Origin of the sequence: Kitasatospora sp. NBC_01300 (assembly GCF_041435235.1) — a bacterium.
Taxonomy (GTDB): Bacteria; Actinomycetota; Actinomycetes; order Streptomycetales; family Streptomycetaceae; genus Kitasatospora.
Map to the genome: position 1 here is coordinate 1032271 of NZ_CP108409.1, position 25565 is coordinate 1057835.

The following is a 25565-nucleotide window of genomic DNA, read 5'->3' on the forward strand; positions in this document are numbered from 1 at the left end:
GACCACCCGCGCTACTCCACCGGCGAAACGTGCAGCGCAGGAAGCGTGGGCGCCGGGGCCGGTCGTCCCGTCAACTCGCGGTAATGGCGCACCCGGAACACCCCGGACAGGCTCGCCGTCACCGTCACGGCGACCGCCAGCCACAGGGCCGCGCCCACCATGGCCAGCACCCCGGAGACCCGGTCGGCCGCTGTGAGGCCCACGCCGAAGACCGCCACCGACGGAAAGAAGGACAGCGTGACGGGCAGAGCGATCCAGGTCGAACTGCGCCCGCTGTCCCCGCCGTGGGCCCGGAACGCCCGCCGGGACGTCCGCATCGCCTCACGGACCCCGACGCCGTCGATCATCATCGCCGGCAGTACCAGGTAGGAGGCCATCGCCCACCAGATCCCGACCAGCAGCAGCGAGCCGAAGAAGATCACCACCACACCGACCAGCGCCCACACCACGATCGCCGGCAGCCGCCGCAGCGCCCGCCCGTAGCCGGCCCCGATCCCGACCGGCCGCCCCCGCAACGCGTCGTCCGCCGCGACGATCAGCACCGCGTTGAAGAACGTGGCGAAGACCGCCACGACGAGGACCGCGACCACCACCAGCGCGATGTCCCCCGCGAGGGCCTCCGACCACAGCCCCGTCACCCCCAAGGCGAGCACCCCGACCACACCGGCCAACGCCACCCCGGCGATCCCGGGCAGGAGCAGCAGTGTCTTGTGTGCCCACATCACCCGCGCCGATTCCCTGACCGGACTCTTCATGCTCAACGCCCCCCTGGAGTCGATCCATCGTACGGACGACTACCGCCAAGGACCCCTCCCCGCCATCCTGGACGCCGATGACGACCAGGTGGCGGCAACCCCTGGTCGTCGACGGCGCAGATCACGGCCAACGACGCTCATCGGACGGCCCGTTGGCCGCGGCGACCGAATTCCGCGCGTCTGGTGCGCCGCCCGGCTTTCGCGGCCATAGCCCGAGTCCTGGCTACCAGATCGGCCAACACCTCCCTGTCGCAGGCACTGGCCAGGGCGGAAAGGGTTCGCTCCGCCGCTTCGACATCCCTGCGGCTCGGCTCCATGCCCATGTGGTCGACGGCGAAGGTCAGCAACTTGCCGTGCCGGACGCCGTCCTCCAGCGAGCGGGCACGGAAGAGCTCGGCCCGCAGGCTCTCGGAGTCCATGCCCTCGCACTCCGCCGCGAGGGCATGGAAGTCGCTCCGCCGCCAACCCACGATGGTCTGGAAGTCGTGCTCACACAGGGTGTCGTCGAAACAGGCCAACAAGAGGGCCGACCGGGCGGTGGACCAGGCAGTCTCCGAGAAGAGGACACGGTCCACCCGCCCAGCCCGCAGTGCCCGGACTGTGCCGACAGCGGGCCGGTGAGGATCGGGGGCCGGAGACGTTTCCGTCCTCCTGACGCGACGGAGCTCGTCGAAGAGAGCTCTGCACGCGCCCGCCGAAGGGTCGGCGTCCTCAGGCGGGAGACGATGGTGGATGGCGATGAAGAGCGCCCGCTCGACGATGTCCGTCTCGTTCCGGTCGAGAACAACGCCGCCCGGCAGCAGGTCAGCGGTCATTTCTCGCGATGGCTGAGCCGGTTCGGCGGGAAATGCCGAAGAACTGGCGGGCGGAGGAGCATCGCTGCGGGCCGGCCACCGCTGAGAGCGGATGGCGCCGGGCGGCCTACGCGCCATGGGCCTTTCGGGTCTGGATCATGGCGCCCATGATGCCAGACCCGAGAGACCTTGCGGGTGTGTGATGCCGCTGCCAATACGCGAGGGCCGGGGCCGGCTACCGGTCAGTCGTGGGTCAGGGTTCGGGGGCGGATGTCGGGCCAGGTGTGCTCGATGTGGTCGAGGCAGGCCTGGCGTCGGGCTGCGCCGAAGACCGTCGTCCAGCCCTCGGGCACGGTGGCGAAGGCGGGCCACAGTGAGTGCTGGCCCTCGCCGTTGACCAGGACCAGGTAGTCGGCGTCGGGGTCGTCGAAGGGGTTCGTCACCACGTCGTCCTCTCGTGCTCGGTGAAATCCGGTGGGCTTTCCGGTGTGGTCAGTGGCCGCGCAGTTCCAGGGTGCAGCACTTGACGCTGCCGCCCGCCTTGAGGAGTTCGGCGAGGTCCACGCCGATCGGCTCGAAGCCGCGGCGGCGCAGTTCGCCGATCAGGTGGGTGGCCGATTCGGGGAGCAGGACGTGGCGGCCGTCGGAGAGCGCGTTGAGGCCGAAGACGGCGGCGTCCTCGGCGGTCGCCTGGATCGCGTCGGGGAACAGTTCGCGCAGTACGGCTCGGCTGCCGGGGGTGAAGGCCTGCGGGTAGTACATGATCTCGTCGTCGGAGAGGACGGCGAGCGCCGTGTCCAGGTGGTAGAACTCCGGGTCGACCAGGGTCAGGCTGGTCACGGGGACGCCGAAGAACTCCTGGGCCTCGGCGTGCGACCTCGGGTCGGTGCGGAAGTCGGTGCCGGCCAGCAGGCGACGGCCGGCCAGCAGGTAGTCGCCCTCGCCCTCGTTGATGTGCTCGGGCCACAGCAGTTCGGACCAGCCCTGCTCGCGGAACCAGGACAGGTAGGCCGGGCCCTCGGCCGTGCGCTCGGCGTGGCGGAAGCGAGCGCCCAGGACCTTCCCGTCGATCACGGTCGCGCCGTTGGCCGCGAAGACCATGTCGGGCAGTCCGGGCAGCGGGGCGATCTCCTCGACGGTGTGGCCGAGTTCGCGGTAGAGGTCGCGCAGCCTGGTCCACTGGGCGAGCGCGAGTGCGCCGTCGACCGGCTTCTCCGGGTGCATCCAGGGGTTGATGGAGTAGCTGACGCCGAAGTGGCTGGGCCGGCACATCAGGAAACGGCGCTGGCTTGCGACGCGGGCTGTCATCGGGGTGGTTCTCCTCGGTCTGCGTGCTGCGTGCTGCGTGGTGCAATCTGCGAGCTACGTGCTGCGTGGTCTTCGTGTTGCTCCGGGGCCCGGGAGGTTCCGGGAGCCGTTCAGTCGATGAGCCGGCGGCGCATCCCGCGGACGGCCAGGAACCAGGCGAGGACGGCGAACGCGGCCAGGACGGCCCCGTGCAGGGCGTCGCCCGCCCCGAGCGTCCCGAAAGCGCCGTGGCGCACCAGCTGCGTGCAGTGGTAGATCGGGTTGACGGCCGCCACCCCCTGGACCCAGTCGGGCAGCCCGTCCAGCGGGAAGAACACGCCCGCGGCCATCACCAGCGGGGTGAGCACGCCGGACACCACGAGCCGCAGCCAGTCGATCGCCGGCACCAGGCAGGACACCCACATGCCGAGCAGGGCGAAGGCGAAGCCGGAGACCAGCGCCACCAGCGGCACCAGCAGCAGCTCCGGCCCCGGCGGCAGGCCGATGGCGAGGCAGACCAGCAGTGGCGCGGTGCCGTAGACGGAGGACTTGACGGCGATCCAGGACGCCTCGGCCGTGACCAGTTCCCAGACGTCGACGGGCTGGCACAGGACGGCGTCGTAGATCTTCTGGTACTTGCGGCGGTTGAAGCTCTCGAACATCCCGGCGAAGGCCGAGGCGAAGAGCACCGAGGTCACCACCATGCCGACGCCGACGAACTGCGGGTACGGGTGCCCCTGGACCGAGTCGATCAGCCGGCTGAAGCCGATGCCGAACCCGGTCATGTAGACCAGCGGCTCGATCAGCGAGCCGAAGGTGATGGCGGGCCAGTAGCGGCGGAAGAGCAGCAGTTCGCGCAGCCACACCGCCCGCATGGTCGGCCACAGGGCGGGCGGGAGGCCTGGGGCGGGACCGGTCTGGGCCTCGGTGCGGGGCATGGGCGTCGCCGTGGTCATCGGGTGTCCTCTCTGTGGGGGCGGGCAGGCGGGCGGTAGGCGAGGGAGCGAGGGGGACGAGGGAGCGGGGGAGCGGCCGGCCCGGGCTCAGCCGAACAGTTCTCCGGTCAGCGCGACGAACACGTCCTCCAGGGAGGTCGGGCGCAGCACGTCCGGCGGGCCGAGGCGCTCGCGCAGTTCCGCGGAGATCGTCTCGGCGCGCAGGACGGAGACCGCGGGCCCGGTGCGCCGGCTGGGCAGTCCGGCCCGGGTGGCCTCGGCCTCGACGAGTTCGCGCCGGGCCGCGTCGCCCCGGTACTCGGCGGCCTGCGCGCCCGCGTGCGCGCGCAGCAGTTCGGCGGGGGTGCCCCGGGCGATCACCCGGCCGCCGGTCACCACGGCCACCTCGTCGGCGAGCCGTTCCGCCTCTTCGATGTAGTGGGTCGACATGACCACCGTGGTGCCGCTCTCGCGCATCCCGTCGATGACGTCCCACAGGTCCTGCCGGATCTGCGGGTCCAGGCCGACGGTGGGCTCGTCCATGAGCAGCAGCCGCGGGTTGTTGACGATGCCCCGGGCCAGTAGGACCCGTCGGCGCATGCCGCCGGAGAGCGCGTCGGCGCGGGTGTGCGCGCGGTCGGTCAGCCGGACGGCGGCCAGCGCCTGGTCGACCGCCTCACGGTAGCGCTCGCGCGGCAGGGCCGTGAACCGGACGAAGACGTCGAGATTCTGGCGCACCGTCAGTTCGGGGTCGATGTTGTCGTGCTGCGGGACGACGCCGACCAGGGAGCGGGCGCGGCGGGAGTCCTCCGGCATCCGGTGCCCGAACACCTCCACGGTGCCCGCGTCCGCGCGGGTCTGCCCGGTGAGCATCCGCATGGTGGTGGACTTGCCCGCGCCGTTGGGCCCGAGCAGGCCCAGGAACATGCCGGGCGGCACTTCCAGGTCCAGGCCGCCCACCGCGGTGGTGGCACCGAACGTCTTGACCGCGCCGCTGATTCGGACGGCAGGAGTGTCCACGCGGGCGCTCCTTTCGGGGAGTCGGGGAAGGCAGGAGAAGCGCAGGGGATGCGCGGGGGAAGTGCAGGGGAAGTGCAGGGCAAGGCGAGGAAGGCGAAGGAAGTCGGGCGAAGCCAGGGGAAGTTCGGCGTCGGGAAGGTACAAGGGAAGTCGGGGAATGTCACCGCCCGGTGCGCCGAAATCCTCGCTCCCCGGGGGCCGGGCCCGCGCGATCATCTAACCGCAGAATCGACTTGTCAGGAACCTGCTTTCGGGGGTTCCCCTGTCCATGACCAGGTGTTAGGTTGCTCGAAGATCAATGCCGCCGGGACGCACTATGTCGGCCCATCCGGGGGGAAATTCGGCTCCATCACCCGTAGTTCGCGACCGTAGCGTCGGTGTGCGACGGGTGCTGATCACGTATTCCTCCTTCGGTCGTCACCCGCGGCACCACCACCCCTTCACGCACCTGACCGAGGAGATGTGGATGCAGTCCGACGGACCGCTCACCGCGAACGTCCGCCTGCGGGCCGCGGTAGCCGAGGACGCCGATGTCGTCACCGAGGTCTTCCTGGCCTCCCGCACCGCGACCATGCCGTACCTGCCCCGTCTGCACAGTGACGAGGCCACCCTCAGCTGGATCACCCACGTCGTGCTCCCGGACACCCGGGTGTGGCTCGCCGAGGACGCCGGGACCGGGGCCGTGCTGGGCTTCGCCTCGCTCGACGGCAACCTGCTCGACCACCTCTACCTGCGGCCCGAGGCGCGTCGCCGCGGCATCGGGACGGTGCTGCTGGAGGCCGTCAAGTCGGCCAGCCCGCAGGAGCTCTCGCTGCACGTCTTCCAGAAGAACACCGAGGCGCGCGCCTTCTACGAGCGGCACGGCTTCGTCGTGGTGGACACCAACGACGGCAGCCGCAACGAGGAGAACGAGCCGGACATGACCTACCGCTGGACCGCGTGACTCCCGCCCGCACAGCGCGGTAGCCGGTAGTCCCCCCGCCGAGGGACGTCGGCGGGCCCCCGCGGCCCCGGAGCCCACAAGGACCCCCGGAGGCCACCACGGCCGGGGGCCCGCGACGGCCCCGGGGGCCCGGCGGCCCACAACATCACCACGGTCCGTCAATCACGACGGCCCCACATCACCACGGTCCGTGGATCACCACGGTCCGTGCATCACCATGGCCCGCAACTCGCCACGGCTGGGCCCACAACGGCCTGAACTCACCACGGCCGGGGCCCCCCGTCGGCCCGTCACCCACCACGGCCGCGACTCGCCCCGGCCGCGACTCACCACGGCCGGGGCCCACAACGGCCGGGGCCCACAACGGCCAAGAGCCACCGGAAACCACCGTCCGGCCCGCCCGACCCACCCGGCCGGCGGGGCGGTTCCACCTGGAGGGATGCCCCGTGCTGGGCGAACACAGCCTGCCCGCGGAGACACCGCTGTCGTACGCACAGTTGGCGCTCTGGTTCAACGACCGCCTCCAAGGCGGCGACGCCTCGTACAACGTCCCGGTGGCGCTGCGGCTGACCGGGCCGGTCGACCACGAGGCGCTGCGGTCCGCCCTCGCCGACGTGGTGGAGCGGCACGCGGCCCTGCGTACCGTCTTCCCCGAGCGCGACGGCGTGCCGCGCCAGCACGTGCTGGCGATGGCCGAGCTGCCGCCGGTCCTCACCGTGGTGCCCGTCACGGAGGAGGAGCTGCCCGCCCTGATCGAGGCCGGGGCCGGGCACGTCTTCGACCTGGAGTCCGAGGCCCCGCTGCGGGTGCAGCTGTTCGTGCTCGGCCCGCAGCAGCACGTGGTGCTGATGGTGCTGCACCACATCGCCGGCGACGGCTGGTCGCTGGCCCCGCTGGCCCGCGACCTGAGCACCGCCTACCTGGCCCGCAGCCAGGGCCGGGCGCCCGTCTGGTCCCCGCTGCCCGGCACGTACGCCGAGTACGCCGTGCGCCAGCACGCGAACCTCGGCGACCTGGACGACCCGCAGGGCCAGGGAGGGCGCCAACTCGTCTACTGGCGCCAGGCGTTGGCGGGCCTGCCGGACTTCCTGGAGCTGCCCACCGACCACCCCCGCCCGGCCGCGATGTCGCACCGGGGCGAGTACTTCCCGTGGGACCTCCCGGCCGAGCTGCACCGCGAGCTGCTGGCGCTGTCCCGCTCCTGCCGGGTCAGCATGTTCATGGTGCTCCAGGCGGCGCTGGCGACGGTGCTGACCCGGTCGGGGGCCGGTACGGACATCCCGATCGCCAGCCCGATCGCGGGCCGCACCGACGAGCGCTACGACGACGTGGTCGGCTACTTCGTCAACCCGCTGGTCCTGCGCCTGGACACCTCCGGTGACCCGACCTTCCGCGAGCTGCTCAAGCGGGTGCGCCGCACCGACCTCCAGGGCTTCGCCCACCAGGAGTTCCCGTTCGAGCGGCTGATCACCGCGCTCAACCCGCACCGCTCGCTGGGCTGGCACCCGCTGTTCCAGGTGATGCTGGCCTTCCAGAACACCCCCGAGGCCTCCCTCACGCTGCCCGGCATCGAGACCGAGATCACCGAGGCGGGCCCGGGCGGAGCCAAGTTCGACCTGTCCTTCAACATGCGCGAGGTGCACGACGCCGACGGCGCCCCGGCCGGGCTCGGCTGCTTCGTCGAGTACAGCACCGACCTGTTCACCCGCGCGGGCGCCGAGGCCCTGACCGCCCGGCTCGGCCGGCTGCTCGCCGCGGCCGCCGCCGACCCGGACCAGCGGATCGGCGCGTACGACCTGCTCGGCGCCGAGGAGCGGCTAGACCTGTTCGAGCGCGCCCACGGGCCCGCCCTGCCGGCCCTGCCCGCCCTGCCCGCCCTGCCCGCCCTGCCGGCCCCCGCGGTGACCCACCACGGCGCCCCCGCGGTGACGTACCACGGCGCCTTCGAGGAGCGCGCCGCCCTGGAGGGCGAGGTCACGGCCCTCGTCGCCGAGGACGGCCGGTTCACCTTCGCCGAGGTCAACGAGCGCGCCAACCGGCTCGCCCGGGAGCTCGTGCGGCGCGGCGCCGGCCCCGAGCGCTACGTCGTCCTGGCGCTGCCGCGCACCACCGACCTGCTGATCGCGCTGCTCGCCGTCCTCAAGTCGGGCGCCGCCTACATACCGGTCAGCCCCGCCGTGCCGCGCGAGCGGCTGGCCGGCATCCTCGCCGACGCCGCCCCGGTCTGCGTGCTCGCCACGGCCGCCGACGCCGACCGGCTGCCGGACGGCGCGCCCGTCCTGGTGCTGGACGAGCCCGGGGCGCGGGCCGCCGTCGCCGCCCACCCCGGCGGGAACCTGACGGACGCCGACCGCACCGGCCCCACCGGTCCGGACGACCCGGCCTACGTCATCCACACCTCCGGCTCGACCGGGGTGCCCAAGGGCGTGGTGATCCCGCACGGCGGCCTCAGCAGCCTGATGCGCCACCACCGCACCCGCATGGTCCGCCCGTCCGGCGGCCCGCAGGGCCGGCGCCTCCAGCTCGGCCTGGTCGCCTCGATCACCTTCGACACCGCCTGGGAGCCGCTGTTCTGGCTGCTGGAGGGCCACCCGCTGCACCTGCTGAGCGACGAGGTCCGGCTCGACCCGCAGGCCCTGGTCGGCTACGTCCGCCGGGAGCGCCTCGACTTCCTGGACCTCACCCCGACGTACGTCCCGGCGCTCACCGCCGCCGGCCTCTTCGCCGAGGGCCACCACCGCCCGGCCGTGCTGATGCTGGGCGGCGAGGCCGTCGGGCCGGCGCTGTGGACCGAGCTCTCCGCCCTGCCGGACGTCGCGGTGTTCAACTACTACGGCCCGACCGAGTGCACCGTCGACGCGCTCGCCTGCTCCCTGGCCGACAGCCGCACCCCCGTCATCGGCCGCCCGCTCGACAACACCCGGGCGTACCTGCTGGACGACCTGCTGCGCCCCGTCCCGCTCGGCGTGCCCGGCGAGCTCTACCTGTCCGGGCCGCACCTGGCCCGCGGCTACCTGCGCCGCCCCGCCCTGACCGCCGAGCGCTTCGTCGCCGACCCGTACGGCCCGCCCGGCGCCCGGATGTACCGCACCGGCGACCTCGCCCGGATGCGCCGCGACGGCCAGGTGGAGTACCTCGGCCGGGCCGACGGGCAGATCAAGATCCGCGGCTTCCGGATCGAGCCCGGCGAGATCGAGGCGGTGCTGCTGCGCCACCCCGCGATCGTGCAGGCCGCCGTCCTGGCCCGGGGCGCCGGCGCCGAGGAGCGCCACCTCGCCGCCTACCTGGTGACCGAGGACGGGAACGCCCCCGACCTCGCCGAGGTGCGCGAGCTGCTGGCCGGGCAGCTGCCCGACTACATGATCCCGGCGGCCTACGCCGTCCTGGCCCGGCTCCCGCTCAACTCCAGCGGGAAGCTGGACGGTTCCGCTCTGCCCGAGCCCGAGCTGCGGGCCGCCACCGGCCGCTCCCGGGCCCCCCGGGATGCCCGCGAGGCCGCGCTGTGCGCGCTGCTCGCCGAGGTCCTCGGCGTGGCCGAGGTCGGCCCCGACGACGACTTCTTCGCGCTCGGCGGCCACTCCCTGCTCGCCACCCGGCTGGTCAGCCGGGTGCGCACCGCCCTGGGGGCCGAACTGCCCATCCGGGCGGTCTTCGAGAGCCCGACGGCCGCCGGGCTCGCCCGCGCGGTGGACGCCGGGCGATGTCGCCCGGCGCTGACCGCCGCCGCCCGCCCCGAGCGGATCCCGCTCTCGCACGCCCAGCGCCGGCTCTGGTTCCTCCAGCAGCTGGACCCGCACAGCGACGCGTACCACATCCCGCTGGCTCTGCGCCTGACCGGCACCCTGGACGTGGACGCCCTCGCCGCCGCGCTGCACGACTGCGCCGTGCGCCACGAGGCCCTGCGCACCGTCTTCCCGCTCCCCCGCGGCGGGGACGCGGCTCCCCACCAGCGGATCCTCGCCCCGGAGCAGCTCCCGCCGCTGCTGCGGCACTCCGTCCCCGCCCCGGTGACCGAGGAGCGCCTGGCCGAGGCCCTGCGCACCGCCGCCGCCCAGCCCTTCGACCTCGCGTCGGAACCGCCGCTGCGCGCCCACCTCTTCGCCCTCGCCCCCGAGCGGCACGTCCTGCTGCTGACGGTCCACCACATCGCCTGCGACGGCTGGTCGATGGGCCCGCTCGCCCGCGACCTGGGCGCCGCCTACCAGGCCCGCACGGCCGGCCGGGCCCCCGAGTGGAGCGCCCTGCCCGTCCAGTACGCCGACTACACCCAGTGGCAGCTCGCCCTGCTCGGGGACGACCAGGACCCGGGCAGCACCGCCGCCCGGCAGTGGCAGTACTGGAGCGGGGCGCTGGCCGGCCTGCCCGAGGAGATCACGCTGCCGGTGGACCGGCGGCGCACCGCCGAGACCGGCCAGCAGGCCGGCCGGGTGCCGCTGCGGCTGAGCGGCGCGGACCACCGCGCCCTGGCGGAGCTCGCCCGGGCCGACGGCGCCAGCCTCTTCATGGCCGTCCAGGCCGGTCTGGCCGCGCTGCTCACCCGCCTCGGCGCGGGCACCGACCTGCCGATCGGCACCCCGGTCGCCGGGCGCACCGACGAGGCCCTGGACGACCTGGTCGGCTTCTTCGTCAACACGCTGGTGCTGCGCACCGACACCGACGGGGACCCGGGCTTCCGGGAGCTGCTGCGCCGCGTCAAGGACGCCGACCTCGCCGCCTACGCCCACCAGGACCTGCCGTTCGAGCGGATCGTCGAGCTGGTCAACCCGGAGCGCTCCCCCGGCCGCCACCCGCTCTTCCAGGTCGCCCTGGTGATGGAGCAGGCGGGCGCCGCCGTGGAGATCCCCGGCCTCGACAGCGAGTTGCTCACCGCCGGCCCGGCGCCGGCCAAGTTCGACCTCACCGTCACCCTGGGCACGCCCGCCGGCCCGGACGACGAGCTGACCGGCGCCGTCGAGTACCGCGCCGACCTGTTCGACCGGGCCACGGTCGAGGCGATCGCCGGCTACCTGACGCGGCTGCTCGGCGCGGCCGCGGCCGACCCCGAGCGGCCGATCTCCCGGCTCGAACTGTCCGCCGAGGGCGAGCGGCCTCGGCTGCTGGAGCGCTCCGCCGGCGAGCGGCGGGAGCTGGCGCCGACCACGCTGGCCGCCCTGGTGTCGGCAGGGCTCGCCGCGCCGTCCGACACCCCCGCCCTGGTGTTCGAGGGCCGGGAACTCGGCCCGGCCGAGCTGGACCGCCGGATCGACGCGCTGGCCCGCCGGCTCGCCGCGGTCGGCGTCCGCCCGGGCAGCCGGGTCGCGGTGGCCGTGCCCCGCTCGGTGGAGCTCGTGGTGGCGCTGTGCGCCGTCCACCGCGCCGGCGGCGCCTACCTGCCGCTGGACCCGGACTACCCGGCCGACCGGCTCGCGTACATGCTGGCGGACGCCCGCCCGGCCGCGGTGATCGCCGCCCCGGAGCAGGCCGCCGCGCTGCGCCCCGCCGAGGGCGTGCCGTGCCTGTCACCGGAGGACCTGCCGGCGCCCGAGGGCGTCACGCCGACCGCCCCCGGCCCCGGGGACCCGGCCTACGTGATCTACACCTCGGGCTCGACCGGGCGGCCGAAGGGCGTGCTCGTCCCGCACCACGCCATCGCCAACCGGCTGCGCTGGGGCCAGGAGGAGTACCGGCTCGGCGCCCGGGACGGCGTCCTGCAGAAGACCTCGGCCAGCTTCGACATCTCGCTGTGGGAGTTCTTCTGGCCGCTGATCACCGGCGCCACCCTGGTGCTGGCGAAGCCCGACGGGCACCGCGACCCGGCCTACCTGGCGGAGCTGATCCAGCGCGAGGGCGTGAGCGTCGCCCAGTTCGTGCCGTCCATGCTGGACGTCTTCCTCCAGCACCCGCGGGCCGCCGAGTGCACCGGGCTGCGCCTGGTCGTGGCCAGCGGCGAGGCGCTGCCCGCGGCCACCGTGCGCCGGTTCCGGCAGGTGCTCCCGGGCGTCCGGCTGGACAACCTCTACGGGCCCACCGAGGCCACCGTGGAGGTGACGGCCTGGGAGTGCGGCCCGGCGGACGAGCAGGCGCACCCGGTGCCGATCGGGCGGCCGGTCTGGAACTCCGGCGGCTACGTCCTGGACACCGCCCTCAACCCCGTCCCGCCGGGCGTGCCGGGCGAGTTCTACCTGACCGGCGAGCAGCTCGCGTACGGCTACCTCGGCCGCTCGGCGCTCACCGCCGAGCGCTTCGTCGCGGACCCGCACGGCGCGCCGGGCACCCGGATGTACCGCACGGGCGACCTGGCCCGCCACCGCCCCGACGGCGTGGTGGAGTACCTGGGCCGGGTGGACAGCCAGGTGAAGCTGCGCGGCCACCGGATCGAGCTCGGCGAGATCGAGACCCGGCTCGGCGAGCACCCGGCGGTCACGGCCTGCGCCGTCGCCGTGCGCGAGGACCGGGCCGGCGCCGTACGGCTGGTCGCGTACGTGGTGCCGGACGGCGCCGCGCAGCCGCCCACGGCCGCCACGCTGCGCGCCCACCTGCGCGGCCACCTGCCCGACCACATGGTGCCCACCGCCTACGTGCTGCTCGGCGCGCTCCCGGTGACGGCCAACGGCAAGCTGGACCGCCGGGCGCTGCCCGAGCCGCAGACCCACGTCGAGAGCCGGGCCCGGGAGCCGCGCACGCCGGCCGAACGCACGCTGGTCGCGGTCTTCGCCGAGCTGCTGGGCGTGCCCGCGGTCGGCCCGGAGGACGACTTCTTCCTGCTCGGCGGCCACTCGCTGCTGCTGATCCGGCTGGTCGAGCGCATCCACGCGGAGTTCGGCGTCGACCTGCCCGTGAAGACGCTGTTCGAGGCGCCGACCCCGGCCGCGCTGGCGCAGCGGCTGACCGGGCAGCGGCCCGGGCGCGCCGACGCCCCCTTCGAACCGCTGCTGGCGCTGCGGGCCGCGGGCGGCCGGGCACCGCTGTTCTGCGTCCATCCGGTGACGGGCGACGGCCTCGGCTTCATCGGCCTGCTGCGCGGGCTCGACCCGGACCAGCCGGTCTACGCCTTCCAGGGCATCGGCCCGGTCGGCGGCGGGGAGCGGCCGGCCGACGTGGACGGCCTGGCGCGGGAGTACCTGGCGCGGATGCGCGCCGTCCAGCCGCACGGCCCCTACCGGGTGCTCGGCTGGTCCTTCGGCGGGCTGGTCGCGCACCAGATCGGCGTGCTGCTGCGCGAGCAGGGCGAGCAGGTCGACCTGGTCGCGCTGCTGGACAGCCATCCGGCGCCGCCGGACGCCGGGGAGGTCACCGACACCGCCGTGCTGGCCGAGCTGCTGACGGCGACGGGCGCGCCCGCCGCCGAGGTGGCGGCCGTCCTGGCGCAGCAGTGGCGGCCCAAGCCCTCGGAGCTCCTCGACCGGCTGGCCGTGGCGCTGCGCGAGGCCGCGCCGCGCGACGAGGACGAGCTGGCGGTGTTCCTCGACTCCTGCCGCTACCACGCCGGGCTGATGGCGGCGTGGACCCCGGGGGTGCTCGACGCGCCGCTGACCACCTTCACCGCGACCGGCGACCACCGGCCGCAGCAGACGGTGGCCGTCTGGTCGGCCCACACCACCGGGCCGGTGGCCGACCACCCGCTCGCCGCCCGGCACCTGGACCTCGCCGACGCCGGGCCGATCGACGAGATCGCCCGGGTCGTCGCCGCCGTCCTGCGACGGGCCGACGAGGGCCGGCGATGACGGTCCGTCCGGAGCGTTCCGGACGGACCGCCACCCGCCGCCCGGCCCCGTCGTACGGAACCGGGCGGCCGGGGTCAGGCGCCCGGCGCCCGGCCCTCCTGGGGGCCGTCCGCGGTGTCCAGGCACGCCCGGGCCTGCGCCGCGAGCTCCGCGAGCACCTCGGCCCGCTGCTGGTGCAGGAAGAAGTGGTCGCCCGGCAGGATGCGGTGGCGGAAGCCGGCCGCCGTGGTGGACCGCCAGCCGGTGATCCACTCCGGTCCGGCCATCAGGTCGTCGGCGCCGCCGAGCGCCAGCACCGGGCAGGGCAGCACGGTCGGCCGGATCCGGTCGTTGTACTCGCCCAGCAGGGTGACGTCGGCCCGGAGCACCGGCAGGATCATCTGCATCAGGTCGGCGAACTCCAGCACCTCGGCCGGGGTCCCGCCGAGGCCGACGATGCGCTCCAGGAGTTCGTCGTCGGTGAGTCCGTGCAGCCGGGTGACGTCCGGCGTGCCGGGGGCCCGGCCGCCGGAGACCACGAGGGACAGCGGCAGCGGCCGCGCCTCGGCGGCGAGCCGGCGGGTCGTCTCGTAGGCGATCCGGGCGCCCATGCTGTGGCCGAAGAGGATGAACGGTTCGTCCGCCGGGCGGCTCGCCAGCAGGGCGAGCAGGCCGTCGACGACCTCGTCCATGACGGCCGACGGCTGCTCGGCGAGGCGGGTGCCCCGGCCCGCCAGTTCCACCGGAACGATCGTCAGGCCCGGCTGCTCGCCGGACCGGGCCCACGGCAGGTAGGCGCTCGCGGAGCCGCCGGCGTGCGGCAGGCAGTAGACGCGCACGGGCCCGGACCGCCCGTTCGGCGCGGCGTCCCGGTGCCACGGCGTCCATCGGGCCACCTCGTCGTGCTGTACGGCGGACGAACCGGTCATCGCTGCTCCTTTTTCTTCCCCAGTCAATTACGCGAAGCCTGAACAGGCCTCCCGCACGACTTTATGCGGTAATTCACGGGTTGGTCCAGCCTGCTTTCCGGCATGCCCTGAGCAGATCCAACCGGGCGATGCCGCAGCTCAGTTGTGCCCTGAAATAGTTGGTTGGCGCATAAGGATCTTGAGTCTTTCCCGGAACACCGAGCTCTGTTACGGTGCTCCTCGTCCGGGTTTCTTTCGGATATTTCCAGAGTATTTCGATCGGCGAGTTCCGACGACGAGTTCCGACGACGAGTTCCGAACGCACGACGGGAGAGGGCGGACAGAATGTGCGGAATAACCGGCGTATTCGTCCTGGGCGGCGGTCGCCCGGCCGATGCCGCCGTGGTCCGGGAGATGACGGCGTGCCTGGTGCACCGCGGCCCCGACGACGACGGCCACTACGCCACGGACGGCCTGTGCCTGGGCTTTCGCCGGCTGGCCCTGAACGACCTCGCCGGCGGCAACCAGCCGCACCGCACCGAGGACGGCACCCTGGTCTCGGTCTGCAACGGCGAGATCTACAACCACCGCGAGCTGCGCACCGCGCTGAGCCGCCGCGGCCACCGGTTCCGCACCGAGAACGACACCGAGGTGCTGCTCCACCTGTACCGCGAGTACGGCGAGGACCTGACGGCCCACCTGGACGGCCAGTTCGGCTTCGCGCTGCACGACGCCGCCGCGCAGCGGCTGCTGCTCGCCCGCGACCGGGCCGGCATCGTCCCGCTCTTCTACACCGTCGCCGACGGCCAGCTGATCTTCGCCTCCGAGATCAAGGCGATCCTGCGCCACCCGGCCGTCAGCGCCCGGGTGGACCTGCGCGGCCTCGACCAGGTGCTGACGCTGCCCGGACTGGTCAGCCCGCGCACCATGTTCGAGGGCATCAGCGCCCTGCGCCCCGGCGAGCGGCTGATCGCCGACCGCTCCGGCGTGCGCACCGAACGGTACTGGGACCTCGACTTCCCGCTCGCCGCCGACCTCGACCCGGTGGCCCCCGAGGCCCTGGACCGGGAGCTGGAGCGGTACGCCCACCGCACCGCCGAACTGCTCGACGGGGCCGTGCGCAGCCGGCTGCTCGCGGACGTGCCGATCGGCATGTACCTCAGCGGCGGCCTCGACTCCAGCCTGATCGGCGCCCTGATGGCCCGGGCCCGGCCCGGCCACGCCTGGCCCAGCTTCTCCGTCACCTTCCCCGGCCGCGACTTCGACGAGGGCCCGCACCAGCGGCTGGTCGCCGCCAAGCTGGGCACCGAGCACCACGAAGTCCCGGTCGGCGAGCACGAGGTGGCCGAGCGGATCACCGCGATGGTGCGCCACGCCGAGGCACCCGTGCGCGAGTCGTACAACGTCTGCTCGCTGGCGCTGTCCGAGGCCGTCCGCGCCGCCGGGACGGTCGGCGCGCTCAGCGGCGAGGGCGCCGACGAGCTGTTCGGCGGCTACCCCGGCTACCGCTTCGACGCCACCGGGCTCGGCGGCAGCCGGCTCACCGGCCTGGACGCCCGGCTGGAGCGCGAGATCCGCGAACGGATGTGGGGCGTCGACCTCGGCTACGAGCAGGACCAGCTGCCCGCCCAGGAGTTCCGCCGCGAGCTGTACGCCGAGGACCTGGCTTACGGGCTGGACGAGTTCTCCGTCACCAACCAGCGCCTGGTCGACCCCGGGCGGCTGGCCGGGCGCCACCCGCTGCACCAGCGCTCCTACCTCGACTACCACCTGCGGCTCGCCGACCACCTGCTCGGCGACCACGGCGACCGGATGGCCCTGGCCAACGGCGTCGAGCTGCGCTTTCCCTTCCTGGCGAACGCGGTGGTCGACCACGCCACCACGCTGCCACCGGAGTTGATGCTCGCCCACGGCCGGGAGAAGGCCGTGCTGCGCCGGGCGGCCGAGGGGCTGGTGCCCGGCGAGGTGCTCAGCCGGCAGAAGTACGGATTCCGCGGCCAGACCAGCAGCCACCTGCTGAGCACCGGCGCCGACTGGTTCGAGGAGCTGGTCTCCCCCGCGACCGTCCGCCGCCAGGGCTACTTCGACCCGGACACCGTCGCCGCCCTGACGCAGCGTCAGCGCGGCGACGGCCAGCAGGTGCACGCCCACCTGGACACCGACTACCTGATGCTCGTCGCGACCTTCGCCCTCTTCGTCGAGGAGTTCGATCTGCCGTGCCTGGGATGACCGCCACAGCCGCCGGGCCGATCGCCGACCCCGGCACCCGCCCGCGCCACCCGCTGGTCGGGGTGGTCGGCGGCATGGGCCCGCTGGCCTCCGTCGAACTTCTGCGCACCGTCTACCGGGCCTGCCGGCTCCACCCCGAGCAGGACACCCCGCGGGTGCTGCTCTGGTCCGACCCGGCCGTGGTGGACCGCACCGAGGCCATCGGCAGCGGCGAACTCGACGAGCTGCGCCGCGCCGTGGAGTCCTCGCTGCGCGGCCTGCTGGCCGCCGGCGCGGAACGCGTGGTGATCGCCTGCATCACCGCCCACCACGTGCTCGGCGACCTGCCGGCCGACCTCGCGGCGCGCTGCGTCTCGCTGGTCGACGTGGTGCACGAGGAACTGGCCGCGGCCGGCGAACCGCACCTGCTGCTCTGCTCCTCCGGCACCGCCCGGGCCGGCATCCTCACCTCGGGCGCCGCCGGGGCCCGGGCCGCTGGCCAGCTGGTGGCGCTGCGCCCACCGGACCAGGAGGCGCTGCACCGGGAGATCCACCGCCTCAAGCGCGGCGAGGACCCGGCCCGCACCATCGACTTCCTGCGCGAGACCCTGCCCCGCTACGGCGTGCGGGCCTTCGTCGCCGCCTGCACCGAGCTGCACCTGGTCACCAGGGCGATCGAGGACGCCGGTCTGAGCGAGGCCCTGCCCTCCCTCGACCCGCTGACGGTCGTGGCCCACCGGATCATGAACGGAGAGTTGTGAGCCACACGAGCATCCTCGACCGCTGGGCCGACCAGGTCGAGCGCCGAGCCGCCGCCCCCGCCCTCGCCACCGCCGAGCGGGTCTGGAGCCACCAGGAGCTGGCCGGGCTGGCCGCCGGCCTGCGCGACCGCCTCGCCACCGGCACCGGCCCGGTCCTGGTTGCCTGCGCGGACCCCGTCCCGGTGGTCGCGGCGATCCTCGCCTGCGCCGCCACCGGCCGCCCGTTCGCCCCGGTGGACACCCGCCAGCCCGCCGCCCGCTGGACGGCCCTGCTGGAGGACCTCCGGCCGGGCACCGTGCTCGCCGACGCCGCCGGCCGCTCCGCGCTGGCCGCCGCCGGGCCGGGCCCGACCGTCGCCGGGCAGCACCTGGCCGTCGCCGGACAGGGCGAACTGCCGCTGCTCGCCGCCGAGTCGATCACCCCGCTGCCCTGGGCGGCCGACGACTGGACCGGCATCAGCGGCCCCGACGCCGGCTACGTCTACTTCACCTCGGGCACCACCGGCCGCCCCAAGGGCATCCGGGGCAGCTTCGAGGCGGTCGCGCACTTCCTGGACTGGGAGATCGCCGAGTTCGGCATCGACCCGGGCACCCGGATCTCCATGCTCACCTCCCCCGGCTTCGACGCCTTCCTGCGCGACGCCCTCGTCCCGCTGTGCGCCGGCGGCACCGCCGTGCTCCCGGCGCCCGGCGCCATCCCCGTCGGCGCGGCCCTGGCCCGCTGGCTGACCGAGCAGCAGGTCGACCTGCTGCACTGCGTGCCCACCGTGTTCCGCACCCTGCGCGCCGCCGGGCTGGCCGCCGACTCCCTGCCGCGGCTGCGCAGCGTGCTGATGGCCGGGGAGCCGGTCCGCCCCGCCGACATCGCCTGGTGGCGGGGCCTGTTCGGGGACGGCAAGGAACTGGTCAACCTCTACGGGCCGTCCGAGACCACCATGACCAAGGTCTTCCGCCGGCTCACCGCCGAGGACGCCGAGGCCGAGACCGTCCCGGCCGGCCGGCCGATGCCCGGGGTCGAGATCGCGGTGCTGTTCGGCGGACGCCCGGTGGTGGACGCGATCGGCGAGATCGAGATCCGCACCCCGTTCCCGCTGCGCGGCTACCTGGGCGACGCGGCCGGCGGCTTCGCCGCACCGGACCGGTACCGCACCGGCGACCTCGGCCGCCTCGGCGCCGACGGCACCCTGGAGGTCCTGGGCCGCCGCGACCAGCAGGTCAAGGTGAACGGCGCCCGGGTCGAACTCGGCGAGATCGAGGACCTGCTGCGCCGCCACCCCGCGGTGGCGGACGTCTGCGCCGCCCTGGTCGAGGAGGCCGACGGCGAACCGGTGCTCTGCGCCTACCTGGTCGCCGACGGCGCCACCGACGAGGAACTGCGCGCGCACGCCGCCGAGGGCCTGCCCGCCCCCGCCCGCCCCGCCCTGTACCTGCGGCTCGCCGCGATCCCGCGCACCCTCAGCGGCAAGGCCGACCGGCGGGCGCTGCCCAGCCCGGCCGCCGCCCTGGCCGGGCGCACCGGCGAACAGCCGCTGGACGGCCTGGAGGCCGGCATCGCCGAGCTGTGGCGCGAGCTGCTGCACGTGCCCGCCGTCGGCCGGCACGACGACTTCGCCCTGCTCGGCGGGGACTCGCTGGGCATCGCCCGCCTGCTGGACGGACTGCGCACCCGCTTCGGCGTCGAGGTGCCGCTGCGGGTGTACGTCGGCGACCCGACCGTCGCCGGGCTGGCCGCGGCCGTCGCCGCCGGCCGCGCGGACGCCTCGCCGGAGGGCGGCCGCCGATGAGCCGCGACACCTCCCTGCCGCTGCGCGGCGACCGCGCCCGCGCGCCGCTGTCCTACGCCCAGCGGTCCATCTGGCGGGCCGAGCAGGTGCTGCCCGGCACCGCCCTGCACAACGAGAGCGCCGCCTTCCACGTCAGCGGCCCGCTGGACGTGGCCGCCCTGGAACGGGCGCTGGCCGCCGTCGCCCGGCGGCACGAGGTGGTGCGCTGCGCCGTCACCGCCGACGGGGCGGGCGAGCCGTGGCAGCTGTTCGCCGACCGGGTCCGCCCCGCCGTCGAGACCGTCGACCTGACCGGCGTCCCCGAGGGCGAGCGCGCGGACCGGCTCGCCGAGCTCACCGCCCGCGCCGTGGCCGTGCCCTTCGACCTGGCCCGGCCCCCGCTGATGCGCACCCAGCTGTTCCTGCTGGGCGGGGACCGCTCGCTGCTGCTGTTCACCGCCCACCACATCGTGGTCGACGCCTGGGGCTTCGGCGTCTTCCTGGAGTCGCTGGCCGCCTGCTACGCCGCCGAACTCGGCGGCGAGGCCCCGGACCCGGACCCGGCCCAGGAACCGGCCGCCGGACCCGACTTCGGCGACTTCGCCGCCTGGCAGCGCGGCGACGACAGCGACACCAGCCACGCCGGCGGAATCGATCACTGGCAGACCCGGCTGGGCGGCGAACTGCCCACCGCCGACCTGCCGTCCGACGTCGGCCCCGGCGGCGACCCGGCGGCCGGCGCGCTGCACCACTTCACCGTCCCCGCCGACCTGGCCGCCCGGCTCAGCGCCTTCGGCCGGGGCGAACTGGCCAGCCTGTCCACCGTGCTGCTCACCGCCTTCTGCGCCACCGCCGCCCGCTGGACGGGCCAGGACGACCTGGTGGTCGGCATGCCGGTGGCGACCCGCGGCCGCACCGCGCTGGCCGGCGTCGTCGGACCGCTGCTCAACCTCGTCGCCCACCGCAGCGACCTCGGCGGCGAGCCGAGCTTCCGGCAGGCCCTGGCCCGCACCCGCCGGCACCTGAAGGCCGACCTGCGCCACCGCGACACCCCCTTCGACCTGGTCCTGGAGCGGCTGGGCCGGGCCGCGGGCGGGCGCACGCCGCTGTTCCAGCTGATGTACTCCTTCCACAGCGGCCCCACCACCACCCTGGAGCTGCCCGGCGTCACCACCGCCCCGGCGCCCTCGCACAGCGGCACGGCCAAGTACGACCTGACCTTCTTCCTGCGCCCGCGCCCCTCGGGCGCGCTGGACGCGACGCTGGAGTACCGCACGGCGCTGCTCGCCCCCGAGACGGCGGCCGACTTCGCGGACTCGCTGCTGTGCCTGCTGGAGGCCGCCGCAGCCGACCCGGACCGGCCGCTGGCCGAGCTTCCGGTGCTCTCCGAAGGCCGGCGCCGGCGCGTCCTGGTGGACTTCAACCGGGCGCCCGACGCCGAGCGCGCCTGGGCCACCGTGCCCGAGGCCCTGCGCGAACTCGCCCGGCAGGACGGCGCCGCACCGGCCGTCGAGTCACCCGGCCGCGCGTTCAACCGGGCCGCGGCCGACGCGGCCGCCGACCTGGTCGCCCGCCGGCTGGTGGCCCGGTACGGCGTGGCGCCCGGCGACCGGGTGGCCCTGCGCGTCGAGCGCGGCGCGCAGCTGGTGCCGCTGATCGTCGGCATCTGGCGGGCCGGGGCCGTGCTGGTCCCGCTGGACGAGGCCATGCCCGCCGCGCGGGCCGAGCACGTGCTCGCCGACAGCGGCGCCCGCCTGCTGATCGGCGACCCCGCCGAGGGGCTGCCCGCCGCCGACCCGGCCGCGCTGCTCGACGAGGGCCCGGACGCCGGGACCGGGCAGCCGCTGCCCGGCGCCGGCCCCGAGGACCTCGCGTACCTGATGTACACCTCGGGCTCCACCGGGCTGCCCAAGGGCGTGGCGGTGCCGCACGGCTGCGTCGCCAACCTGCTGCACAGCGTGGTCCGCGCCGAGCCGGGACTGCGGGCCGACGACACCCTGCTCGCCGTCACCTCGATCACCTTCGACATCTCCGTCCTGGAGCTGTTCGCCCCGCTGCTGGCCGGCGGCCGGGTCGTGGTCGCCCCGCGCGAGAGCGTCCGCGACGCCGAGGCGCTGGGCGCGCTGCTGGAGCGCAGCGGCGCCACCGTCATGCAGGCCACGCCCTCGCTCTGGCGCGGGCTGCTGGACGGCGGCTGGGCGGGCCGGCCCGGACTGCGGGCGCTGTGCGGCGGCGAGGCCCTGGACGCCGACCTCGCGGATCGGCTGCTGGCTCGCTGCGCCGGGCTGTGGAACCTGTACGGGCCGACCGAGACGACCATCTGGTCCACCGTCGGGCGGGTGCTGCCCGGCGAGGGCGTCACGGTGGGGCGCCCGGTGGCCGGCACCGTCTGCTACGTCCTGGACCGGCGGCTGCGGCCGGTGCCGCGCGGGGCCGTCGGCGAGCTGGTGATCGGCGGGGCCGGCGTGAGCGCCGGGTACCGCAACCGCCCGGAGCTGACCGCCGCCGCCTTCGTGGCCGACCCGGTCGACCCGGCCGGCGGCACCGTCTACCGCACCGGCGACCTGGCCCGCCACCTGCCGGACGGCCGGATCGTCGTGCTCGGCCGGGCCGACCAGCAGGTGAAGATCCTCGGTCACCGCATCGAGGTCGGCGAGGTGGAGTCCCTGCTCGCCGCCCACCCCGAGGTCCGCCAGGCGGCGGTGGTCGTGGACCGGGGGCAGCCCGCCGGGCCCCGGCTGGTCGCCTTCGTCACCGCCCGCACCGGGGACGACGGGCTGCCCGACCGCCTGCGCCGGCACCTGCGCGAGCGGCTGCCCGCCGCCGCCGTCCCCGGGGTGATCGCCCCGCTGCCCGCGCTGCCGCTCAACACCAGCGGCAAGGTGGACCGGCCGGCGCTGCTGCTGCGCGCCGGGGAGCTCACCGCCGCCCGGCGCAGCGCACCGGTCACCGAGGCCGAGCGGGCCGCCGTCGCGCTCTGGGCGGAGGTCCTGGGCCTGCCGCCCGAGCGGGTCGGCACCACCGACGACTTCTTCGCCGCCGGCGGCAACTCCATCGCCGCGACCCGGCTGCTCGGCCGGGTCCGGGCCCGCTTCGGCGCCGCGCCCTCGCTCGCCGAGTTCTACACCGACCCCACCCCCGCCTCCCTGGCGCGGGTGCGGCCCGCCGCCCCGGCGCCCGCCGTCCGGACGGCCGGGCCGGCCCCGGACGCCGTCCCGATGACCGACCAGCAGCGCCAGCTGTGGCTGCTGCACCGCCTGGCCCCCGACTCGCCCGCCTACCACCTGCCCGCCGCGCTCGACCTGACCGGCCCGGTGGACGAGGCGGCCCTGACCGGGGCACTCGCCGACCTGACCGCCCGGCACCCGGTGCTCGCCGCCTGCTGCGAGCTGCGCGAGGACGGCCCGGTGCTGGTCCTCGCGCCGCCCGCCGCACCGGCCCTGGCCGTCCTGGACGCGGCGCCCGAGGAGGTGCCCGAGCTGGCCCGGGCGGAGGCGGTGCGCCCCTTCGACCTGGCCGGTGAGCCGCCGCTGCGGCTCACCCTGGTGCGCACCGGCCCCGAGCGCTCGGTGCTGCTGTGCACCGCGCACCACCTCGCGGTCGACGGCTGGTCGATCGGCGTGGCCGTGCGCGAGCTGGCCGCGCTGTACGCCGCCCGCCTCGGGCTGGCCGAGCCGCCGCCCGCGCTCGACCTGGACTTCGCCGGCTACGCGGCCGACTGCGCCGACGAGGCGGGCCTGAGGCTGCGCCAGGAACACCTGGAGTACTGGCTGAAGCGGCTCGACGGGCACCCCGGCGTGCTCGACCTGCCCGCCGACGCACCGACCCGGGCGCGGCCGACGGGAGCCGGCGAGACCCTGCCGGTGGCGCTCGCCCCGGAGCTGACGGCCGCGCTGCGCGAGGGCGCCGCCCGGCTGCGCACCACGCCCTTCACCCTGCTGCTCGCCGTGTACGCGGCGCTGCTGGGCCGCTACGCGGGCAGCGACGACGTGCTGGTGGGCGTGCCCGTCGCCAACCGCGACCGGCCCGAACTGGAGTCGCTGGTCGGCTCGTTGGCCAACACCCTGCCGGTGCGCGTGGACCTGGCCGGGGCGCCGTCCTTCGCCGAGCTCGCCGCCCGCACCGGGCGGGCGCTGGCGGGCGACCTCGGCCGTCCGCTGGTCGCCTTCGACCGGCTGGTGGCCGGCCTCGGCCTGCCCCGCGACCCGGGCCGCCCGACCCTGGTCCAGGCCTCGCTGGTGTTCCAGGACGCGCCGCCGGCCGACGTCCGGCTGGGCGCGGCCGCCGGCGTGCTGCGCCAGGTCCCCACCGGGGCGGCCAAGTACGACCTGACCCTGGCCCTGGACGAGCGCGCCGACCGGATCGCCGGCGCCCTGGAGTACGCCACGGACCGCTTCGGCCCGCAGTTCGCGGACCGCTTCGCCCGGCACTTCCACGTCCTGCTGCGGGCCGCCCTGGCCTCGCCGCAGGCCCCCCTCGACGCCGTCGAGCTCACCGACCCCGCTCTGCCCGCCCCGCGCCCGGCCCGCCCCGCGGGCGAGGCGCGCGCCGGGCACGCCGTCTCGGTGTCCGAGCTGTTCCGGGCCCGGGCCACCGCCCGCCCGGACGCCCCCGCGATCCGGGCCGAGGGCGTGACGGTCGGCTACCGGCAGCTCGACGTCTGGAGCGACCGGATCGCGTCCCGGCTGCTGGAGCGCGGCGCCGCCCCCGGCCGGTTCGTCTCGGTGCTGCTGCCCGCCGGCCCGGTGCAGAGCGCCGCGATCCTCGGCGTCGCCAAGACCGGGGCCGCCTTCGCGGTGCTCGACCCGGCCGACCCGGACGCCCGCCTGACCGCGCTGCTGGCCGACGCCGAACCGGTGTGCCTGCTGGCCGCCGAGAGCACGCTCGCCCTGCACCCCGAACTGCGGGAAGGCGTCGGGCACTTCGCCGGCGTCCCGGTCGAGGCCGTCGACCCGCGGGTACCGGCCGCCGACGAGCCCGCGGGCCCCGCCCCGGCCGCCTCACCCGCCGGCCCCGGCGACCCGCTCTGCCTGGTCTACACCTCCGGCTCCACCGGCACGCCCAAGGGCATCGCCCTGCCGCACGCGGCGCTCGCCCAGTTCGCCCACTGGCAGCGCGAGCACTTCGGCATCCGGTCGGACAGCCGGATCGCCCAGTGGGCCCCGTTCACCTACGACGCCGCGTACACCGAGGTGTTCGCCGCGCTCTGCTCGGGCGCGGTGCTCTGCCTGCCGCCGCAGGGGCTGCGCCGCGACCCGCTCGCGGTGGCCGGGTGGCTGCGGGCCGAGCGGATCACCCAGATCCAGACCGTCCCGGCCTTCTTCCAACTGGTCACCGAGGCGCTGGACGCCACCGGATCGCACCTGCCGGACCTCGCCCACGTGCTGATGGCCGGCGAGGTGCTCCCGGTGGCCCTGGCCGCCGCCTGGGCGCACCGTCCCGACCGGCCGCGGCTGCACAACCTCTACGGGCCCACCGAGTGCGTGCTGGCGACGCACCGCGAGCTGGCGCCGGGCGAGGAGTTCCCGGCCGGGGTACCGATCGGCAGCCCGATCCCGGGCCGCGAGGCGGTGGTCCTGGACCGCCGGGGCCGGCTCTGCCCGGTCGGCGTGGTCGGCGAGATCCACCTGCGCAGCGACTTCCTGGCCGGCTCGTACCACCGCAGGCCCGAGGAGAGCGCCCGGGCGTACGTCGCCGACCCCTGGCAGGCCGGGGGCCGGCTGTACCGCACCGGGGACCTGGGCCGCCGCCTCCCGGACGGCGAGCTGGCGTTCGTCGGCCGGATCGGCAGCCAGCTGAAGATCCGCGGCAACCGGATCGAGCTGGAGGAGATCGAGGCGCTGCTGGAGCTGCACCCCGGGGTCCGCGAAGCGGCCGCCGCCGCGCACGGCCAGGGCGGGGCCCGCCGACTGGTCGGCTACGCCGTCGCGGCGCCCGGGGTCACCGGCGCCGAGCTGCGGGCGCACCTGGCCGAGCGGCTCCCGGCCGCGGTCGTGCCGGACACCGTGCTGCTGCTGGACGCGCTGCCCAGGACGCGCACCAACAAGCGGGACCGGGCCCGGCTGCCGCTGCCCGGGGCCGCCGCCCGGCCCGCCGACGCCGCCCCGCTGGCCGGGGTCGAGCAGCTCGTCGCCGACGCCTGGCGCCAGTTGCTGGGCGGCGGCCCGGTCGGCCGGCACACCAACTTCTTCGAGGCCGGCGGCGACTCGCTGCTGGCCGCCCGGCTCCAGCTGGAGCTGGCCCGCCGCCTGGAGCGGCCGGTCCGGCTGGTGGACGTCTTCGGGCGGCCCACCATCGCCGAGTTCGCGGCCGGCCTCACCGAGGGCGCCGCCCCGGACGGCCGAGCCGCCGCCGAGACCGCCGAGCCGCGCGGCGAACGCCGCCAGAGCGCCGTCCGGGCCCGCGCCAGGGCCCGCCGCGAGGCCCGGGACCGGGCCGAGGGCCCGGCCGCCGACCAGCACACACCGGCCGGGCCGACGACCCGGACCGCACCGACAGGGAGGGACTGA

General features: G+C 75.4%; 12 protein-coding genes and 1 pseudogene. 6 read left to right on the plus strand and 7 right to left on the minus strand.

From position 1 onward, the window contains the following. Positions 1 to 11: 11 nt before the first annotated feature. From OG556_RS37970 to OG556_RS37995, 6 genes and pseudogenes are all read right to left on the minus strand, one after another. Positions 12 to 722 (minus strand): hypothetical protein, encoded by a 711-nt coding sequence (locus OG556_RS37970; RefSeq protein ID WP_371523121.1) that lies wholly within the window; start codon positions 720 to 722, stop codon positions 12 to 14. A gap of 170 nt (positions 723 to 892) precedes the next feature. Continuing rightward, on the minus strand, positions 893 to 1570 hold the full coding sequence (locus tag OG556_RS37975; protein WP_331744750.1) for a hypothetical protein: 678 nt from the start codon (positions 1568 to 1570) through the stop codon (positions 893 to 895). 221 nt (positions 1571 to 1791) lie between these two features. Beyond that, complete coding sequence (locus OG556_RS37980) at positions 1792 to 1992, minus strand: MbtH family protein (RefSeq protein WP_331744753.1); 201 nt, start codon at positions 1990 to 1992, stop codon at positions 1792 to 1794. A gap of 49 nt (positions 1993 to 2041) precedes the next feature. Further along, positions 2042 to 2869: pseudogene (ddaH, locus tag OG556_RS37985) on the minus strand (dimethylargininase); the annotation flags it as partial. Between the two features lie 98 nt (positions 2870 to 2967). Next, positions 2968 to 3792: an ABC transporter permease gene (locus OG556_RS37990; protein ID WP_331744757.1), complete on the minus strand. Its 825-nt coding sequence runs from the start codon at positions 3790 to 3792 to the stop codon at positions 2968 to 2970. Positions 3793 to 3879: 87 nt separating this feature from the next. Next, complete coding sequence (locus tag OG556_RS37995; RefSeq protein ID WP_331744759.1) at positions 3880 to 4791, minus strand: ABC transporter ATP-binding protein; 912 nt, start codon at positions 4789 to 4791, stop codon at positions 3880 to 3882. Positions 4792 to 5257: 466 nt separating this feature from the next. Between OG556_RS37995 and OG556_RS38000 the strand changes: the two genes are divergently transcribed. Together OG556_RS38000 and OG556_RS38005 are read left to right on the plus strand one after the other, a co-directional pair. Continuing rightward, the gene (locus OG556_RS38000) at positions 5258 to 5734 is read left to right on the plus strand and encodes a GNAT family N-acetyltransferase (RefSeq protein ID WP_331745471.1); all 477 of its coding nucleotides are present in this window, start codon (positions 5258 to 5260) and stop codon (positions 5732 to 5734) included. A 446-nt stretch (positions 5735 to 6180) separates the two neighbouring features. Continuing rightward, positions 6181 to 13437: an amino acid adenylation domain-containing protein gene (locus OG556_RS38005; protein ID WP_331744761.1), complete on the plus strand. Its 7257-nt coding sequence runs from the start codon at positions 6181 to 6183 to the stop codon at positions 13435 to 13437. Between the two features lie 74 nt (positions 13438 to 13511). Here the strand turns inward: OG556_RS38005 and OG556_RS38010 are convergent, their stop codons facing one another. Continuing rightward, complete coding sequence (locus OG556_RS38010; RefSeq protein WP_331744763.1) at positions 13512 to 14345, minus strand: alpha/beta fold hydrolase; 834 nt, start codon at positions 14343 to 14345, stop codon at positions 13512 to 13514. A gap of 324 nt (positions 14346 to 14669) precedes the next feature. On the opposite strand from OG556_RS38010, the gene asnB reads away from it, so the two are divergent. Genes asnB through OG556_RS38030 form a run of 4 tightly spaced genes read left to right on the plus strand, consistent with a single transcriptional unit; the run spans position 14670 to position 25565 of the window. Beyond that, the gene (asnB, locus tag OG556_RS38015) at positions 14670 to 16553 is read left to right on the plus strand and encodes an asparagine synthase (glutamine-hydrolyzing) (protein ID WP_331744764.1); all 1884 of its coding nucleotides are present in this window, start codon (positions 14670 to 14672) and stop codon (positions 16551 to 16553) included. After that, the gene (locus OG556_RS38020; RefSeq protein WP_331745473.1) at positions 16550 to 17293 is read left to right on the plus strand and encodes an aspartate/glutamate racemase family protein; all 744 of its coding nucleotides are present in this window, start codon (positions 16550 to 16552) and stop codon (positions 17291 to 17293) included. Before asnB ends, OG556_RS38020 begins: the two co-directional genes overlap by 4 nt. Continuing rightward, entirely contained in the window at positions 17290 to 19077 is a 1788-nt protein-coding gene (locus tag OG556_RS38025) for a non-ribosomal peptide synthetase (protein ID WP_331744765.1), read from the plus strand. Before OG556_RS38020 ends, OG556_RS38025 begins: the two co-directional genes overlap by 4 nt. Beyond that, the gene (locus tag OG556_RS38030) at positions 19074 to 25565 is read left to right on the plus strand and encodes an amino acid adenylation domain-containing protein (RefSeq protein WP_331744767.1); all 6492 of its coding nucleotides are present in this window, start codon (positions 19074 to 19076) and stop codon (positions 25563 to 25565) included. Before OG556_RS38025 ends, OG556_RS38030 begins: the two co-directional genes overlap by 4 nt.